The organism is Stenotrophomonas maltophilia, assembly GCF_013464485.1.
Lineage (GTDB): Bacteria > Pseudomonadota > Gammaproteobacteria > Xanthomonadales > Xanthomonadaceae > Stenotrophomonas > Stenotrophomonas maltophilia_AW.
The window spans coordinates 25,702-42,157 of the sequence record NZ_RAUX01000036.1 but is presented as its reverse complement, the minus strand read 5'-3'; the positions used below and the strand labels follow the sequence as shown (position 1 = coordinate 42,157).

General features: G+C 66.0%; 16 protein-coding genes. 7 read left to right on the top strand and 9 right to left on the bottom strand.

What is annotated here, in order from left to right:
• Window positions 1-11: 11 nt before the first annotated feature.
• Window positions 12-467: a CopD family protein gene (locus tag D7Y61_RS16410; protein WP_180867801.1), complete on the bottom strand. Its 456-nt coding sequence runs from the start codon at window positions 465-467 to the stop codon at window positions 12-14.
• Window positions 468-616: 149 nt separating this feature from the next.
• On the opposite strand from D7Y61_RS16410, the gene D7Y61_RS16405 reads away from it, so the two are divergent.
• Complete coding sequence (locus D7Y61_RS16405) at window positions 617-1,207, top strand: class I SAM-dependent DNA methyltransferase (RefSeq protein ID WP_180867799.1); 591 nt, start codon at window positions 617-619, stop codon at window positions 1,205-1,207.
• Between the two features lie 93 nt (window positions 1,208-1,300).
• A complete protein-coding gene (locus tag D7Y61_RS16400; protein ID WP_180867797.1) occupies window positions 1,301-2,608 on the top strand; it encodes a polyhydroxyalkanoate depolymerase in 1,308 nt (435 codons plus the stop codon).
• A 199-nt stretch (window positions 2,609-2,807) separates the two neighbouring features.
• Here the strand turns inward: D7Y61_RS16400 and D7Y61_RS16395 are convergent, their stop codons facing one another.
• Together D7Y61_RS16395 and D7Y61_RS16390 are read right to left on the bottom strand one after the other, a co-directional pair.
• Window positions 2,808-3,797, bottom strand: coding sequence for a sensor domain-containing protein (locus tag D7Y61_RS16395; protein WP_180867795.1), 990 nt, complete (start codon window positions 3,795-3,797; stop codon window positions 2,808-2,810).
• A complete protein-coding gene (locus D7Y61_RS16390; protein WP_180867793.1) occupies window positions 3,794-4,159 on the bottom strand; it encodes a PadR family transcriptional regulator in 366 nt (121 codons plus the stop codon). Before D7Y61_RS16390 ends, D7Y61_RS16395 begins: the two co-directional genes overlap by 4 nt.
• A gap of 136 nt (window positions 4,160-4,295) precedes the next feature.
• On the opposite strand from D7Y61_RS16390, the gene D7Y61_RS16385 reads away from it, so the two are divergent.
• The gene (locus D7Y61_RS16385; protein ID WP_180867791.1) at window positions 4,296-5,198 is read left to right on the top strand and encodes a peptidylprolyl isomerase; all 903 of its coding nucleotides are present in this window, start codon (window positions 4,296-4,298) and stop codon (window positions 5,196-5,198) included.
• A 275-nt stretch (window positions 5,199-5,473) separates the two neighbouring features.
• Window positions 5,474-5,764: a hypothetical protein gene (locus tag D7Y61_RS16380; protein ID WP_180867789.1), complete on the top strand. Its 291-nt coding sequence runs from the start codon at window positions 5,474-5,476 to the stop codon at window positions 5,762-5,764.
• Here the strand turns inward: D7Y61_RS16380 and D7Y61_RS16375 are convergent.
• Complete coding sequence (locus D7Y61_RS16375; RefSeq protein ID WP_180867787.1) at window positions 5,752-6,624, bottom strand: DMT family transporter; 873 nt, start codon at window positions 6,622-6,624, stop codon at window positions 5,752-5,754. The genes D7Y61_RS16380 and D7Y61_RS16375 overlap by 13 nt on opposite strands.
• A 115-nt stretch (window positions 6,625-6,739) precedes the next feature.
• On the opposite strand from D7Y61_RS16375, the gene D7Y61_RS16370 reads away from it, so the two are divergent.
• Together D7Y61_RS16370 and D7Y61_RS16365 are read left to right on the top strand one after the other, a co-directional pair.
• Window positions 6,740-7,684: a LysR substrate-binding domain-containing protein gene (locus D7Y61_RS16370; protein ID WP_180867785.1), complete on the top strand. Its 945-nt coding sequence runs from the start codon at window positions 6,740-6,742 to the stop codon at window positions 7,682-7,684.
• A gap of 68 nt (window positions 7,685-7,752) precedes the next feature.
• A complete protein-coding gene (locus D7Y61_RS16365; RefSeq protein WP_005415831.1) occupies window positions 7,753-8,046 on the top strand; it encodes a hypothetical protein in 294 nt (97 codons plus the stop codon).
• 31 nt (window positions 8,047-8,077) lie between these two features.
• Here the strand turns inward: D7Y61_RS16365 and D7Y61_RS16360 are convergent, their stop codons facing one another.
• Together D7Y61_RS16360 and D7Y61_RS16355 are read right to left on the bottom strand one after the other, a co-directional pair.
• Complete coding sequence (locus D7Y61_RS16360; RefSeq protein WP_180867860.1) at window positions 8,078-8,857, bottom strand: DUF4349 domain-containing protein; 780 nt, start codon at window positions 8,855-8,857, stop codon at window positions 8,078-8,080.
• Between the two features lie 32 nt (window positions 8,858-8,889).
• Window positions 8,890-9,246 (bottom strand): GFA family protein, encoded by a 357-nt coding sequence (locus D7Y61_RS16355; protein ID WP_180867783.1) that lies wholly within the window; start codon window positions 9,244-9,246, stop codon window positions 8,890-8,892.
• 112 nt (window positions 9,247-9,358) lie between these two features.
• Between D7Y61_RS16355 and D7Y61_RS16350 the strand changes: the two genes are divergently transcribed.
• Window positions 9,359-11,167, top strand: coding sequence for a DUF885 domain-containing protein (locus D7Y61_RS16350; RefSeq protein WP_180867782.1), 1,809 nt, complete (start codon window positions 9,359-9,361; stop codon window positions 11,165-11,167).
• Between the two features lie 473 nt (window positions 11,168-11,640).
• On the opposite strand, the gene agp is transcribed toward D7Y61_RS16350, so the two are convergent.
• From agp to D7Y61_RS16335, 3 genes are all read right to left on the bottom strand, one after another.
• On the bottom strand, window positions 11,641-12,858 hold the full coding sequence (agp, locus tag D7Y61_RS16345) for a bifunctional glucose-1-phosphatase/inositol phosphatase (RefSeq protein WP_180867780.1): 1,218 nt from the start codon (window positions 12,856-12,858) through the stop codon (window positions 11,641-11,643).
• 44 nt (window positions 12,859-12,902) lie between these two features.
• Entirely contained in the window at window positions 12,903-14,735 is a 1,833-nt protein-coding gene (gene smrA, locus D7Y61_RS16340) for a multidrug efflux ABC transporter SmrA (protein WP_180867779.1), read from the bottom strand.
• 157 nt (window positions 14,736-14,892) lie between these two features.
• Entirely contained in the window at window positions 14,893-16,452 is a 1,560-nt protein-coding gene (locus tag D7Y61_RS16335; protein ID WP_180867777.1) for a serine hydrolase, read from the bottom strand.
• Window positions 16,453-16,456 lie beyond the last annotated feature (4 nt).

Sequence of the window (16,456 nt, the reverse complement as noted above, 5' to 3'; positions counted from 1 at the left end):
CGCCCTGGATCTCAGAACGGCTTGGCCAGCACCAGCCACACGATCGGAATGAAGGCCAGCAGCGGGATCTCGTTGATCCAGCGCAGCGCGCGCGACGACGGCAGCGCCCTGCCCTTGGCCACGCCCTTCAACAGGCGGCCGATCCAGCTGAAGTACACCAGCAGCAGCACCACCAGCCCCAGCTTGGCATGCAGCCAACCGGCACCACCGGGCGCGACCATGGTCGGGAAATCCGGGATGACCTTGTAACCCAGCCACAGCACCAGGCCGAGCAGGAATGCCAGGCCGAACATCGAGTGGCCGAAGCGGTACAGGCGTAGGCCTATCAGCTGCAGGCGCTCGGTCACGGCCTGCTGGCCTGCGGTCTCGGCCAGGTTCACCAGGATGCGCGGCAGGTAGAACACCGTGGCCATCCACGCCACCACGAACACGATGTGGAAGGTTTTCACCCAGTAGTAGCTCTGCATGCGCTCGCTCCAGCGGCTGGCGTAGATGGGCGGCCATTCTCGCACGCGGTGAACACCGCGCCCCACGCACCGCCGCCGCGACACATCGACGCATGGCGCGCCGCAACACCGTACGATAGGCGCCGTTTTCCCCGATCGCGCACCGCCCCATGGACAAGACCTACGACGCCGCCTACTTCCAACGCTGGTACCGCCGTGCCGACATCGGTGGCAGCGCCCGCCTGGCGCGCAAGGTCGCCCTGGCCGTGGCCAGCGCCGAGTACTACCTGGAACGACCGATCCGCAGCGTGCTGGACATCGGCTGCGGCGAAGGCGCCTGGCGCGCACCGCTGTTGAAGCTCCGTCCGAAGGTCGAATACCTGGGCTTCGACAGCAGCGAGTACGCTGTGCGCCGCTACGGCCGCACCCGCAACCTGAACCTGGCCGCCTTCGGCGACTTCGCCTGGCTGCGGCCCTGCGCCCCGGTCGACCTGCTGGTGTGTTCGGACGTGATGCACTATGTGCCCGACCGCGAGCTGCGCACCGGCCTGGCCGGCGTGGCCGAGCTGACCGGCGGCGTGGCCTTCCTGGAGACCTTCGCCGCCGAGGACGCGTTCGAAGGCGACCACGAGGGCTTCCAGGCCCGTCCGGCGCGCTGGTACCGCCGCACGCTGGCCCGGCACGGCCTGCTGCCGGTTGGGTCGCACTGCTGGCTCGGCCCCGCTCTGGCAGGCGATGCGGCCGCGCTGGAACGGATGTGAATCCGGATTCATTATTTTCAGTCAACTTAACCTGCGGGACACCGGGATGGGATATGCTGCGCGGCAACATATGACCATACATATTCGGTCGTCATGCTCTATCAACTGCACGAACTGACCCGCAACCTGCTCGCCCCCTGGGTGCACCAGGCCCAGGCCAACGCCAGGTTCTTCGCCAACCAGGGTCACTGGTGGTCGCAGATGCCGGGCGCTGATCGCCTGGCGGCGGTCAATGAACTCTTCCATCGCATCGGCAAGGATTACGAGAAGCCCGAATGGGGCATCAACGAAATCGATGTCGATGGCGAACGCGTGCCGATCGTCGTGCACGAAGAAGTGAGCAAGCCGTTCTGCAAGCTGCTGCGCTTCAAGCGCCACAGCAATGAAGCCGACCAGCTGCATACCATGCTCAACCAGCCATTCGTGCTGGTCGTTGCGCCGTTGTCCGGCCACCACGCCACCCTGCTGCGCGACACCGTGCGCACGCTGCTGCGCGACCACCGCGTGTACGTCACCGACTGGGTCGACGCGCGCATGGTGCCGTCCAGCGAAGGCGAGTTCGGCCTGGACGACTACATCGCCTACATCCAGGAATTCATCCGCCACCTCGGCGTCGAACGCCTGCACGTGGTCAGCGTGTGCCAGCCGACCGTACCGGTGCTGGCCGCGGTTTCGCTGATGGCCAGCCGTGGCGAGCCCACGCCCCGCTCGCTGGTGATGATGGGCGGTCCGATCGATGCGCGCTGCAGCCCCACCGCAGTGAACAACCTGGCCACGCAGAACCCGCTGTCGTGGTTCGAGAACAACGTCATCCACACGGTGCCGGCCAGCTACCCCGGCGTGGGCCGTCGCGTGTACCCGGGCTTCCTGCAGCACGCCGGCTTCCTGTCGATGAACCCAAGCCGCCACTTCAGTTCGCACTGGGATTTCTACACCGACCTGGTCAAGGGCGACCTGGAAGATGCCGACGCGCACCGTCGTTTCTACGACGAGTACAACGCAGTGCTGGACATGCCGGCCAAGTACTACCTGGACACCATCCGCGTGGTGTTCCAGGACTTCCTGCTGCCGCGTGGCGAGTGGGTGGTCAACGGCGAGAAGGTCGATCCGTCAGCGATCCGTGATACCGCGCTGCTGAGCATCGAAGGCGAGCTGGACGATATCGCCGGTCTCGGCCAGACCGAAGCCGCGCAGGCGCTGTGCACCGGCATCACTGCGGACCGCCGTGAGCATTTCATCGTCGAAGGTGCCGGCCACTACGGCATTTTCAGCGGCCGTCGCTGGCGCGAAGTGGTGTACCCGAAGGTGCGCGACTTCTTCGCCGCGCATGCCGAAGCACCGGCGGTGAAGGCGACGAAGAAGAAGAGCAACGTCACCCCGCTGCGGCGAAAGGTGGGGTAACTCGCCCTTGGTGGGTGCCGACCATGGTCGGTACGCTCTGGTAGATGCCAACCTTGGTTGGCGCTCTACCATGAATCCCGGTATCTGATGGATTGTGCCAACCAAGGTTGGCACCTACCAAAGCGAAGTCCGCCAAGCGCCCCTGCGCTGATGGATCGTGCCAACCAAGGTTGGCACCAACCAGAGCGTCGGCCCCTGCTTACAACCGCACCAGCAGGTTCTTGGCGATCAACCCATGCAGCTTGCCGATGCCGCGCGCCAGATGCATCGTCAACAGCAGCAGCAGCACGCCCACCGCCGCGATCACGACGCCCACCAGCGGCGATGCGGCCATCGGCAGCACGTTCACGCCGTCGACGTACACGCCCGGAATGTCACCGCTGAACAGCGCGGCCACCGGTGCCCATATCAGGCCCAGTGACAGCGACAGCAACGTCACCGCGATGGTGAAGTAGACGACGCCCAGCGGCAGCATCAGCACGAAGTACAGCAGCGTCAGCCAGGTGCGGCCGTCGGTGAACATGTCACCGATGCGCTGCAGCCACGTGCGGCTGCGGTCGGTGTAACGCGGACGACGCGGCATGCGTTCGCCCAGCAGCGCTTCCACCAATCGCCCTTCCAGCAGCGCCAGCCCGCGTACCGAGCCGAAGAACAGCACGGTCAGCGGAATGCCGATGATCAGGATCAGCAGGCCCAGGGACAATGACAGGCCGGTTACCACCCAGGTGAAGAAGAAGATGCCGGTGGCCAGCGACAGCAGCATGTAGAACAGCGCGCCGTAAGCATGCGGATCGGCCACCACGCCAAAAAAGCGCGCCAGCAGCGAGCGTTGCACCGGCGCCGGCGGCGGTGCGGCCGGTTCGACGCCACTGGCTTCGGCCGCCGCACGCAGCATCGGCGCGGTATCCGCACGCGGCGTGCGCAGCGCGCGGTTCACCGTCACTTCGGTCTCGCGGTAGATGTCGGCGACTTCGTCCGGCGCGCCATAGCTGCCGGCCACGTCGGCGATCACCTCGGCCTCGCTGCGGCCGGGCTGTGCCGCCAGCTCCGAGCGGAGGTACTCCTCGGCGTCGTACAGCGCGTCCTGCACCATCGCCGGGTCGGCACCTTCCAGCGCCGCGCGCAGCTGCGCCAGGTACTGCGGGATGGTGGTCGGCAGGGTTCGGCCTGCCAGGTTCGGGTCGTTCATTGCGGTACCCCCTCCAACACGGAATCGACGGAATCGCGGGTGGCCTGCCAGGCCTGGCGCCACTGCGCCAGCACCTGAAGGCCACGATCATTGATGCGGTAGTAGCGCCGCGGCGGCCCGCTGCTGGACGGCTCCACATGGCTTTCCAGCAGCCCGGCCCCTTCCAGGTTGCGCAGCACCGGGTACAGCGCGCTCTGCTTGCCGCTCAGCACGCCCTCACCCACCCGCTCCAGCTCCTTGGCAATCAGGTACCCGTACAGCGGCTCGTCGGCCCGGGCCAGCACCGCCAGCAGGGCCAGCGATACCGTTCCGGCGCTGAGCTCCTTCTGGAACTTCTTCAGGTGGACATCGTCTTCGACCATGACCGCCCCTCCACTACGTTGAAGTCCACAGTAGTGCGAAGTTAGGTATAGTGAATGTGTCGTTAGTCATCGTGCCGGTTGGCGCGGCTGCGCGGCTCACGCAGAATCGAACCCTCGTTCATGTTCCGGGGTTCCCATGCCGCACCGCCGTCGCCTTGCACTGACCGCCCTCGCCCTGGCCTGCCTGCTGCCCTCGCTGGCCAGCGCTGCCGCCCCGTATCGCAGCCCGCAGCAGATCCTCGATGCCTCGGCGGCCAGCGACTGGCGCACCCCGGACCCGGCCAACCTGCTGTACATGGACCTGCCGGCCGGGCGGGTGATCATCGAGCTGGCGCCGCAGTTCGCCCCGCGCCATGTGGCCAACATCCAGACCTTCGCCCACGAGCATTTCTGGGACGGCACCAGCATCTACCGGTCGCAGGACAACTTCGTGGTGCAGTTCGGTGACGCCGACGCCGATGACGCGGCCAGGGCCAAGCCGTTCGGCAGTGCCGCGCGCAAGCTGCCGGCCGAATTCGAACGCGCCAGCGCCGGTCTCAAGGTGAACGTGCTGCCGGACCGCGATGGCTGGGCCGCGCAGACCGGCTTCGTCGACGGCTTCCCGGTCGGCCAGGACCCGCAGGCCGGCAAGGCCTGGCTGGCGCATTGCTACGGCATGCTCGGCGCCGGCCGCAGCAACGAGGAAGACAGCAGCATCGGTGCCGAACTGTACGTGGTGACCGGCCAGTCACCGCGCCAGCTGGACCGCAACATCACCCTGGTCGGCCGCGTGCTGAAGGGCATGGAGCTGCTCAGCGCGATTCCGCGCGGACCGGCGCCGATGGGCTTCTACACCGACGCGAAGCTGCGCACGCCGATCGTGTCGATCCGCCGCGCCAGCGATGTGCCGGCGGCCGAGCGCACGCCGATCCAGGTGCTGCGCACCGATTCGAAGACCTTCGCCGATACGGTGGAGGCGCGGCGCAATCGCGTGGATGATTTCTACAAGCGCCCAGCGGGGCATATCGATCTTTGCAATGTTCCGGTGCCGGTGCGGTGATGGTTTCCGCACGTTACGCGTGCTGAAGGCGCTTCATCGTTCATGGGCGTTACTTTTCTTTGTACGCAAAGAAAAGTAACCAAAAGAAACGCGCCGCCAGGTCGCGAGCCGCCGTGCTTCGCACGCCGGTCCCCTGCGCTTCTCGGTGAATCAGGGGACGGCGCCGAACTCGCTGCGCTCAGACATCGGCGCCTCTTCGCCCCTGATTCCCCTGCGATGCTCGGCTCGCTCAAGGCGGACTGGAAGGTCAAGATCAACCGCAAAAGCATCCACGCATGGCGTGGATCTACTGGGGGCAGCTGTGGCCTTTGATCTGGGTCCGCCTTGAGCGAGCCGAGCACCGCAGGTCCGGCGAGGGCGAAGAGGCGCGGGTGTCTGAGCGCAGCGAGTTCCCGCGCCGTCCCTCGACGGGCCGAGGAGCGCAGGGCACCGATGCGCAGCATCGGCTCGTGACCGGCGGAACGTTTCTTTTGGTTACTTTTCTTTGCGTACAAAGAAAAGTAACGCCCATGAACAATGAAGCGCCTTCAGCACGCGCCACGTGCAAAACACCTCAACCCTTCTGACTCACCGCCACGCTCCCCAGAATCAACGCACCGGCAATCAGCATCTGCACCGTCACCGCCTCGCCCAGGAACAACCACGCAAACGCCGCGCCGAACAGCGGAATCAGGTAGGTCACCGTCGACGCGCGTGACGGGCCGATGCGGCCGATCAGGCGATAGAACATGAGGAACGCCAGGCCGGTGCAGGCCACGCCCAAGGCGATCGCTGCGCCCCAGGCCTTCAACGGAATCGCCGCCTGCGGCCAGTGGCTCACCGCCATCGGCAGCATCCACAGCGAGGCGCACGACAGCGTCGCCGCCGCAGCCGCTGCCGAGGGCAACCCGGTCATGTGACGCTTCACCAGATTGACGCCCAGCCCATACAGCAGCGACGCCGCTGCACCCGCGATCACGGCGGTGCCGATGCTGAGGCCCGAGACTTTCGCCGTGGCCAGTACCACCACGCCAGCAAATCCCACCAGCAAGGCGCCGGCGCGGCGCACGCCGATCTTCTCGCCGAAGAACAGGAAGGCGATCAGCGCGGCGAACAGCACGGTCATCGCATTGCAGATCGCCCCGATCGCGGCTGGTGCCTGCTCTGCCGCATAGGCGAACAGCACAAACGGCAGCGCCGAGTTGATCAGCCCGATCGGCGCCAGCCACAGCCAGCGACGCGGCGGGAACTGGGCGCGGGCACGCCACAGGAACGGCAGCAGCACCAGCGCGCCCAGCACCAGCCGCACCTCCACCAACGCGAACGGGCCGAACGAGGGCACCGCCACCCGCATGAACAGGAACGAGCAACCCCAGATGGCGCCCAGCAGGGTCAATTCCAGCGGCGTGCGCCAGTCGCGCTCGGCCGCCTGTGGGACCGCATTCATGCCTTGCCTCCGTCCATCGTCAATTCCTCGCCAAGGCGGACAGGATCGGGCGCAGACGCCCGCCGCACAAGCGCGTAGTATCGCTGCCAGCCACAAATATGGCTTGAGGCTGGATATGCAGCTACGCCCTTCCCTGCTCCCCGCACTGGCCGTGTTCGCGGTCGCCGCACGCCACCAGAACTTCGCCCAGGCCGCGCAGGAACTGCACCTGACCGCCAGCGCGGTCAGCCACCATGTGCGTCGTCTGGAGGAGGTGCTGGAGACCCGGCTGTTCCTGCGCCACGCCCGTGGCGTGCGCCTGACTGCCGAGGGCAGGCAGCTGGCCGACGCGGCCAGTGCGGCATTCACCGATGTCGCCGCGGTCGCCCACCATCTGCACCCGGATGCCGACAGCGTGCCGCTGCGGATCACTACGCTGCGTTCGCTGTCCTACTGCTGGCTGTTGCCACGCCTGCCGCGCTTCACCCAGGCCCATCCGCACATCCGCATCGAACTGCACACAAGCAGCGGGCTTGATCGCTACGACGACAACGGCCCGGAGGTCGGCATCCGCTACGGACTGGGCCAATGGCCGGGCCTGCGCACGCAGCATCTGATGGATGACTATCTGTTCCCGGTGGCCTCACCCGCGCTGGCCGGCGTCGAAACCCTGGACGATCCGGCCCACATCGCCGAGCTACCACTGCTGACCGACCTGTCGCCGCAGGGCTGGCGCGACTGGTTCCGCCACGCCGGCGTGCGCCCACCGTCGCCGCTGCCACCGATGCACACCTTCGCCGACAGCACCGATGCGATGCGCGCGGCGGTATATGGCATGGGCGCGGTGCTGGCGCGTACCCACATCGCCCAGCCCTACCTGCAGCGCTACGAAGTGGTTCGATTGCCCGGCCCGGCGCTGAAGGCGCGCTACGCCTATCACGTGGTGCATGCCGAAGGACAACCGCCGAGCCCTGCGGCACGCCTGTTCATCGACTGGTTGCTTGAGCAGGCGCAGGACGAGCGCACGCCGATTCCCGCGCTGCCGGACAGCCTGCTGGGCCGCCCGGCCACACGCGGCTGACTGCGCCCTCACCCGCTCTTTGCTTCACGCTGGCTAGGCTGCAGGCAACCCCACAACGTACCTATGCCATGGCCATGCTGCGACTGCGCATCACCGGAACCGAAGACGACGCCCGCGCCATCAGCGACCTGCTGCTCGGCCTGGACGGCATCGAACATGTCGAGGAAACCGACGACCTGATGCCGCACATGGACGACGACGATTCCAGTTCGGCCGGGCTGTCCGATGACATCGGCCCGGGCATCCACGAGCTGGAAGTGGAAGTCGGCAATGAAAGCACCGCGCAGAAGGTGCGCGATGCTGTGCAGGAACTGGCACTGGAGCTGGATGTGTTCGTCGAGTACGAGACCGACGAGGGGTGATGCCGGCTGGGTGCCGGCATCAACCTCCACCTCAGAGGTTGGGCGACAGCTTGCGACGGCGGCGACGCCACCACGCCCGCACACCCCAGGCTGCGATCAGGGCCAGCACTGCCACCGGCAGCAGCGCGGCCGCGGCGCGGATCAGGAACGCAATACTGGTGCTGAGGATGCTGCCCGACTCGCTCAGCGCCTCACCGATCTCGCTGCGGCTGCGCTGGCCGGACGTCGTATCGAAGTGGATCGTCACCAGCTGGGTATCGATGCGCCGGCGCTGCTGCGCGGCGTCCTTGCTGGCCTGCTCGACGCCCGCTTCGATCTCCGACAGCCGCGTGGTGATTGCCATCAGGTCCTCGATCTTCAGGTCCTTGCGGTCCTGGTAGGACAACAGCCGCGCGTGCTCCTTTTCCAGCCGCGCCTTGGTCAATGCGGTGTCGGCCACCTCCTGTGCAAGATCCTCGGCGCGCGTGTTGCGCGACTGCAGCGTGCCGCCTTCACCCGCCATCGCGATCAACGGCTCTGTGCCCTTCGGCGCGATGCGGACCTTGACCTCGCCGCTGGGCTGCTCGCCACTGCGCTGGTCGACCTGCAGCACCGCACAATCGCCGAATTTCGCGCTCTGGCAGGCCTGCGCCACCTGCTGGATGCGTGGTGCGATCTGCGCCGCTTCCAGCTGCACCTGCACGTCGTGTTCGTAGGCGAGGAATGCACCTTCCGGCGAAGCGACGGCAGCTTCGGCGGCACTGGCGCCCGCATCGGCCGCTGCATCGCCGTGTTTGGCACAAGCTGCCAATGCAAGCAGCATTACCGGCATCACCACCACGCGCGTCCACGCGCGCACCGGCCTCACAGTGCGGCTCCGTCGTAGGAAGTCACCGCCAGCGTGGCCAGATTCACTGCAGGCACGCAGCGCACGTTCACCGCCACCATCGGCGTGCCGCTGCGCGGATCCACCGCCTCGCTGTAGGGAGCGATGCCGCATTCACGGCAGTGGTGGTGGTCGATGTGGGCCTTGTTGAAGTGGTAGGTGGCCACGTCCGCCGGATCGGTGCTCAGCTGGAACGCTTCGCGCGGGGCGAACCACAGCAGGCTGCCACGGCGGCGGCACATCGAGCAGTTGCAGTCGATGACGTCGCTGATCGGCGCCTGCGCCTGTACGGTGAATGCGATCCTGCCGCAATGGCAGCTTCCCTGGTATTCCATGTCCTGCGCTCCGCTGGAGGGTCCGTGTCGGCGCCCATGGTAATCCTATGGCACGGGGACAAAGCAGCCCCGGGGCCCTATGCTCGGGGTTTGACCCCGTACAGGAACGCCGATGCGCCCGCATCTTCTTGCCCTCGCCCTGGTCGCCGCCCTCGCCGGTTGCCAGCCGGCCGACGCCCCGACCAACGGTTCCACCCCGGCCAGCAGCCAGCAGGCCGGTGACGCGGCGGTCGATGCCGCCTTCGCCGATCTGTCCAAGCGCGCCCTCGATACCTGGATGCAGCTGTCGCCGGTCAGCGCCACCCAGATCGGCGACCACCGCTACGACAGCGAGCTGGATGACCTGAGCGTCGCCGGCCAGCAGAAGACCCTGGCCGCCTACAAGGCGCTGCTGGGCGAGCTGGACAAGATCGAGGTGGCCAAGCTGGGCCGCGAGAACCAGGTGGACGCGGCAATCCTGCGCAACCAGCTGCAGTCGGAAATCTGGAACGCCGAAGTGCTGCAGTCCGGCAAGTGGGACCCGCAGCTGTACAACGGCATCGCCGGCAGCGCGATCTACGGCCTGATGGCGCGTGAGTTCGCGCCACTGCCGGAACGCCTGAAGTCGGCCACCGCACGCATGGAAAAGCTGCCAGCGATCTTCGCCCAGGCCCGCGAGAACCTGGATCCGGCCCGTGTGCCGAAGATCCATGCCGAGACGGTGGCCAAGCAGAACAAGGGCATCCTGAGCATCGTCGATACCTTCATCACCCCGCACATCGGTGAACTGCCGCAGGCCGACCAGCAGCGCCTGCAGGCCGCCATCGACGGCCTGAAGAAGGCCGTGGACGAGCAGCAGACCTGGCTGGACAAGACCCTGGTGCCGAACGCCAAGGGCGACTTCCGCGTCGGTGCGGAAAAGTACGACCAGAAGCTGAAATTCGCGCTGAACTCGTCGCTGTCGCGCCAGGAGATCGGCGAGCGAGCACGCGCCGAACTCAAGCGCGTGCGCGAAGACATGTACGGCATCGCGCAGACCGTGCTGAAGGACAAGCCGGACGCACCGGAGATGCCGGCACAGCCGACCGACGAGCAGCAGCAGAAGGCGATCGAGGCCGCGCTGGAGCTGGCCTACGCCGACAAGCCGGCGCGCGACAAGGTCGTCGACGATGCCAAGGCCGCACTTGAGCAGTCCACCGCATTCGTGCGCGAGCACGATCTGATGACGCTGCCCGACGCGCCGGTGGACATCATCCTGATGCCGGAATTCCAGCGTGGCGTGGCCGTGGCCTACTGCGATTCGCCGGGCCCGCTGGACAAGAACCTGAAGACCTTCTACGCCGTGTCGCCGATTCCGGAGGACTGGAACGATAAGCAGGTCGACTCGTTCCTGCGTGAGTACAACTCGCGCATGATCCACCTGCTGAGCATCCACGAAGGTACTCCGGGCCATTACCTGGAAGGCTGGCACTCGGCCAAGTTCCCCTCCACCCTGCGTGCGGTGCTGCGTTCGGGCCTGTTCGCCGAAGGCTGGGCGGTCTACACCGAGCGCATGATGCAGGAGCAGGGTTACCTCGACAACGACCCGCTGTTCCACCTGGTGCAGCTGAAGTTCTACCTGCGCACCATCTCCAACGCGATCCTCGACCAGGGTGTGCACGTGGACAACTGGGATCGCGAGAAGGCGATGCACCTGATGACCCATGACGCCTTCCAGCAGGAAAGCGAAGCCTCGGGCAAGTGGGTGCGCGCGCAGCTGACCTCGGCACAGCTGCCGACCTACTTCGTCGGTGCGCAGGAACACTTCGACACCCGCAAGGCGATGCAGGACAAGCTGGGTGACAAGTTCAACCTGAAGGCCTATCACGACCAGATGCTGTCCTACGGCGCACCGCCGGTGCGCTTCGCGCGCCAGCTGATGCTGGACCAGCCGATCGAGTGATCGATCGGGTGTGAGATGGAAACAGAACGGCCCGGGAAAACCCGGGCCGTCTTCTGTTCTGGCGGTTGCGAACTGCCATCCTGGTGGGTGCGAACCTTGGTTCGCACCGCTTCTGCCGCCACTCAATCAGACTATGTGGATATACAGCTTCCTCGAGTTCAATCTCAAATCGAGGAAGTACTCCACACCACCCCGCGGCAGGCAGCGGGACAATCCTCATCGCTCCCACGTTGGTTCTCAGGGGCATCGGCCACCACCGGAGACCCACAATCAAAACACGTAAAGGCAATGCTGCTGCCATGGGGGATCGGCCCTTGTTTCATCTCCATCATCGTCCATTACAAGAAAGTCCGTGATGTTCATCATTCACCGGGATCGCTTGGTTGATCGCTGGAGACTACTCGAATCCGAGCATAAGGGGCGCGAAGCTGCTTCAGTCTCATCACAATGCGACGCTGCCATCCATCCCGGATTCAAGGTGAATGCAACAGCTTCTTGAACTGCGCTTCACTGCAACCCGACCGCGCGCAGCCCGGCAGCATCAGCTGCACCCGGCCCGGCGGCTGTGCGTCGGTCAACGGGATCGCACCACGCAGCTGCTCGCGCGTGGGATAGACATACACCAACCGGTAACGCACTTCACCGGCCCCACGATCACGCCAGCGCTCGAACTGCAGCAAGCCGCCGATCGGCGTCTTCTCGTACTGGCCCGGCAGGCCGTACTCGCTGACTCCCAACGCCGCCAGCACCGAACCGATATTGGAATCGTGACCGAACAGCAGGCTCACCTTCGGCGATGCCGGGTCCTCGAACAGTGCATTCACTCTTGCCAGCAGCGGAGCGGCCACATCGCGCGCCACTTCGGGCGTTCCAAACAGGATGTCCTGGTAGCGGTTGCGGATCTGCGCCAGCGCCTGCCATTGCGCCTCGGTGGTCAACCGGCCCCAACCTTCGCGGGGGATGCCACTGCCCTGGTAGTGCTCCATCAACAATGCATCGACCAGCCCGCTGGCCAGGGCCAGTGATCCGGACGCGCGAGGCTCCTTGCCCGGTTCCGCACTGAAGGTGGTATCGGCCAGCGCCAGATGGCAGTTGCTGCGGCCCGTACATGCCGCCGACTGCGGGTAGAGGGTGATCCCCTCCACCACGGACAGTGCCGGTGCCAGATCGGATGTGGACAGCGCCTGCTGCATCGCCGATACCGCACGTGCGCGGAACGCCGCGTCATCGCGGTGTATAACCGGGTCGAACAACGGATCCATCGTGCTCAGCGGCATGCGCTGTTCGACCGCGACATGACAGCCCGGGAAGGCACCGGCAACGAAGAACTCCGCGGTGGCCTGGGTGCGCTGCAGGCTGTTGGCATGGGCGTGGAAGTCAGCCGGCTGCGGGCAACCCGACACCGGCAACAGCTGTGCCTCGCGCAGCCACTGGCCGATGTAGCGGCCCATGTAGACCTCCAGCACGCCGCCCTTGGTGGTCAGCTCGCCGGGGCCTACGTCCCAGCGTGGCCAGCGCTCCGGCGTCGCATTGGCCAGGGCGCCCGAAGCCACCACCGGCGCACGCAGGTTGTGGCGGCTGAGCAGGACGACTTGCTCGAGGGCTTCGCCTTCCACTGATGGCGATGCAGCGGCTGCGGCTGTGACGACCAGTGCCAGCGCCAGCAGCAGGGGCCGTAGAGAACGAATCATGCGGGTTTCCGAGCCCAAGGGATGCATCCAGGCATGGCGTGGATCTACTGGTCGGCAGCCACAAAACCACCGGTCTGCCGCGCCCACAAGCGTGCGTACAGGCCACCGGCCGCAATCAGCTCGGCATGGGTTCCGGTCTCGACGATGCGGCCCTGGTCCATCACCACCAGCCGGTCCATGCGCGCGATGGTCGACAGCCGGTGCGCGATCGCAATCACCGTCTTGCCACCCATCAGTTCGTCCAGGCTGTCCTGGATCGCCGCTTCCACTTCCGAATCCAGCGCCGAGGTCGCCTCGTCCAGCACCAGGATCGGCGCATCCTTCAGCAGCACGCGGGCAATGGCGATGCGCTGGCGCTGGCCACCGGACAGCTTCACGCCGCGCTCGCCCACATGCGCGTCGTAGCCACGACGCCCCTGCCCATCCACCAGCGTATCGATGAAGGCTTCGGCACGTGCTTTGGCTACGGCTGCGCGCAACTGCTCATCGGTCGCGTCTGGACGGCCGTACAGCAGGTTGTCGCGGATCGAGCGATGCAGCAGCGAGGTGTCCTGGGTGACCACGCCGATCTGCTGGCGCAGGCTCTCCTGGGTGACGTAGGCGATGTCCTGGCCATCGATCAGGATGCGGCCGCTTTCCAGGTCGTACAGGCGCAGCAGCACATTGACCAGGGTCGACTTGCCGGCACCGGAAGGACCGACCAGGCCGATCTTCTCGCCCGGCTTCACCACCAGGTCCAGGCCGGCGATCACGCCGCCCTTCTTGCCGTAGTGGAAGTGGATGTCCTGGAAATGCACGCCACCACGGGTCACCTGCAACGGCACCGCATCCTCGCGGTCCTGCACGGTCAACGGCTGGGCGATGGTGGTGATGCCATCCTGCACCGTGCCGATGTCCTCGAAGATGCCGTTGATGGTCCACATGATCCAACCGGACATGTTGTGGATGCGGATCACCAGACCGGTGGCCAGCGTGATCGCGCCGACGGTGATGTGTCCACCGTTCCACAGCCACAGCGCCAGCCCGCAGGTACCGGCGATCAGGAAGCCGTTGACGATGGCAATGGTCAGGTCCATGCCGGTGGTGATGCGGGTCTGTGCGCGGTGCTTGACCGCCAGCTCCTGGATCGACTCGGCCACGTAGGCCTGCTCGCGCCCGCCATGGGCGAACAGCTTCAGCGTGGGAATGTTGGTGTAGCCATCGACGATGCGGCCCATTGCCTTGGAACGCGCCTCCGACGCGATCCACGCGCGTTCCTTCGCGCGCGGCACGAAGTAGACCATGATCACCGCGTAGGCCAGCAGCCACAGGATCAGCGGCACCATCAACCGCCAGTCGGCCTGCGCGAACAGGTACAACGCGGTGCCGGTGTAGACAACGATGTACCAGAGCGAATCGACCATCTGCACCGCCGACTCGCGCAGCGACGTGCCGGTCTGCATCACCCGGTTGGCCACGCTGCCGGCGAAATCGTTCTGGAAGAAGCTCAGGCTCTGCCGCACCACGTAGTTGTGCATCAGCCAGCGCGAGCGGTTGCTCAGTCCGGGCACGATGGCCTGGTTGACCAGCAGGTTGTGCAGGCCCACCAGGATGGGCCGTGCGATGACCGTGATGAACAGCATCCAGCCCAGTTCATTGGCATGGCGCTTGAAGAAATCGGAACCCGGCCGTTCGGCGACCATGTCGACGATGCGGCCCAGGTAATCGAACATCGCCACTTCCACCAGCGCCAGCAGCAGGCCGGCGATCAGCGTGGCCAGCAGCACTGGCCACACCGGGCGCAGGTAGTGCAGGTAGAACGGAAACACCTTGCGCGGTGGCATGCGCCCGTCCACGGGCGGGAACACCGGAATCAGGGATTCGAACCAACGGAACATTGCACTCCCTCGCCTCTTGCAAGCGGCGAAGTATCCCACGCCGGATGTGTACGCCAGCCGACGATGACCGCGGCGCCGGTAGTGCCGGCCGCTGGCCGGCAATCCCATGATCGCCGCAAACATCGCGAGGTTGCCGGCCAGCGGCCGGCACTACCCCTTACGTTGCCGGGGTGAACAGCAGGTCCTGGAAATCGAAGCTGAAATCGGTCAGGTCGGAAATCGGCTGCATGCGCACCTCGCGCACCTTGCCGTCCGGGTCCAGGCTGAAGTTCACGAATGCGTCGGCGTTGAGCGAACGGTCGTCCCAGCGCACGATGAAGGTGTCGTGCTGCCAGTGCTCCAGGCGTCCGCTCAGCTGCGCGGTCTTGGCAAAGCGCAGGCGCAGGCCCTTGCCCTCGCTGCTGACCCGCATGTCGCCATACCAGCGGTCCCGGAAGGTGCCGGTGTAGCCGGCCAGTGCCAGCGACGGCTTGCTGCCCTTGTCGCGTGCATTCTGGTGCTTGGCCCACGCCTCGTCGGCCTTGTCCTGGCCCTTGGCCACGGCCTTGGCATAGGCGTCCACCCAGTCATGCTTTTCACCGCCCAGGTAGGCGTCGAGCACGCTCAGGGTGATCACGTTGAACGCCGCGCCCACCTCCTGGTTGGTCAGCACCACCACGCCCAGCTTCTCGCCCGGCACCAGGGTCAACCGCGAGACCATGCCCGGCCAACCGCCGGTGTGCCAGACCAGCTTCTGCCCGCGGTAGTCGCTCAGGCTCCATCCTTCGCCGTAGCCGGCGAAATTGGCCCGCGCCGGCGCCAGCTCCGGCACGCTCGGCGCCGGGATCGACTGCGGCGTGATCATCCGCCACATCTGCTGCTGGCTCTTTTCGGTGAACAGCGGCGTGCCATCGGCCAGCTTGCCTTCGGCCAGCTGCACCTGCATCCAGCGCGCCATGTCATGCGCGCTGGAATAGATGCCGCCGGCGCCGGCGTTGTTCGACCAGGTCAGCGGCGCAACGGTGCGCAGCTCCTTGAAATCGTACTTGGCGTGACCGATCGCGGCCTTGTCACCGGGCTTCAGGTGATCGGCGTTGTAGCGCGTCCCGGTCATACCCACTTTGTCGAAGATGCGCGTCTGCAGGAACTGCTGGTAGCTCATGCCGGAGACATGCTCGATCACCTGCTGGGCAACCGCGTACAGGATGTTGTCGTACGCATAGCTCTCGCGGAAACCGCCCTTCAGCGGCACCTTGCCCAGCCGCTCCACCACTTCGGCATTGCTGTAGGAGGTGGTCGGCCAGAACAGCAGGTCGCCTGCTCCCAGGCTCAGCCCGCTGCGATGCGACAGCAGGTCGCGGATCGTCATCTGCCCGGTCACGAACGGATCGGACATGCGGAACGACGGCAGGTGGTCGATCACCTTGTCGTCCATCTTCAGTTTGCCGTCCTCGGCCAGCAGGTTCAGCGAAGTGGCGGTGAACGCCTTGGTGTTGGAAGCAATGGCGAACAGCGTATCGGCCTGCACCGGTTCCGGCTTGCCCTGCTCGCGCACGCCCCAGCCACGTTCCAGCACCACTTCGCCATCCTTGACCACCGCCACGGCAATGCCGGGCACGTCGAACTGCGCGCGCACGCGCTCGACGGTCGCATCCAGGTCCTGCAGCTGCGCCGGGGTGGCAGCGCTCGCCATGGTCGTGCACGCCAGCAGCACGGCTCCTCCAATCCAGGGTTTCATCCAG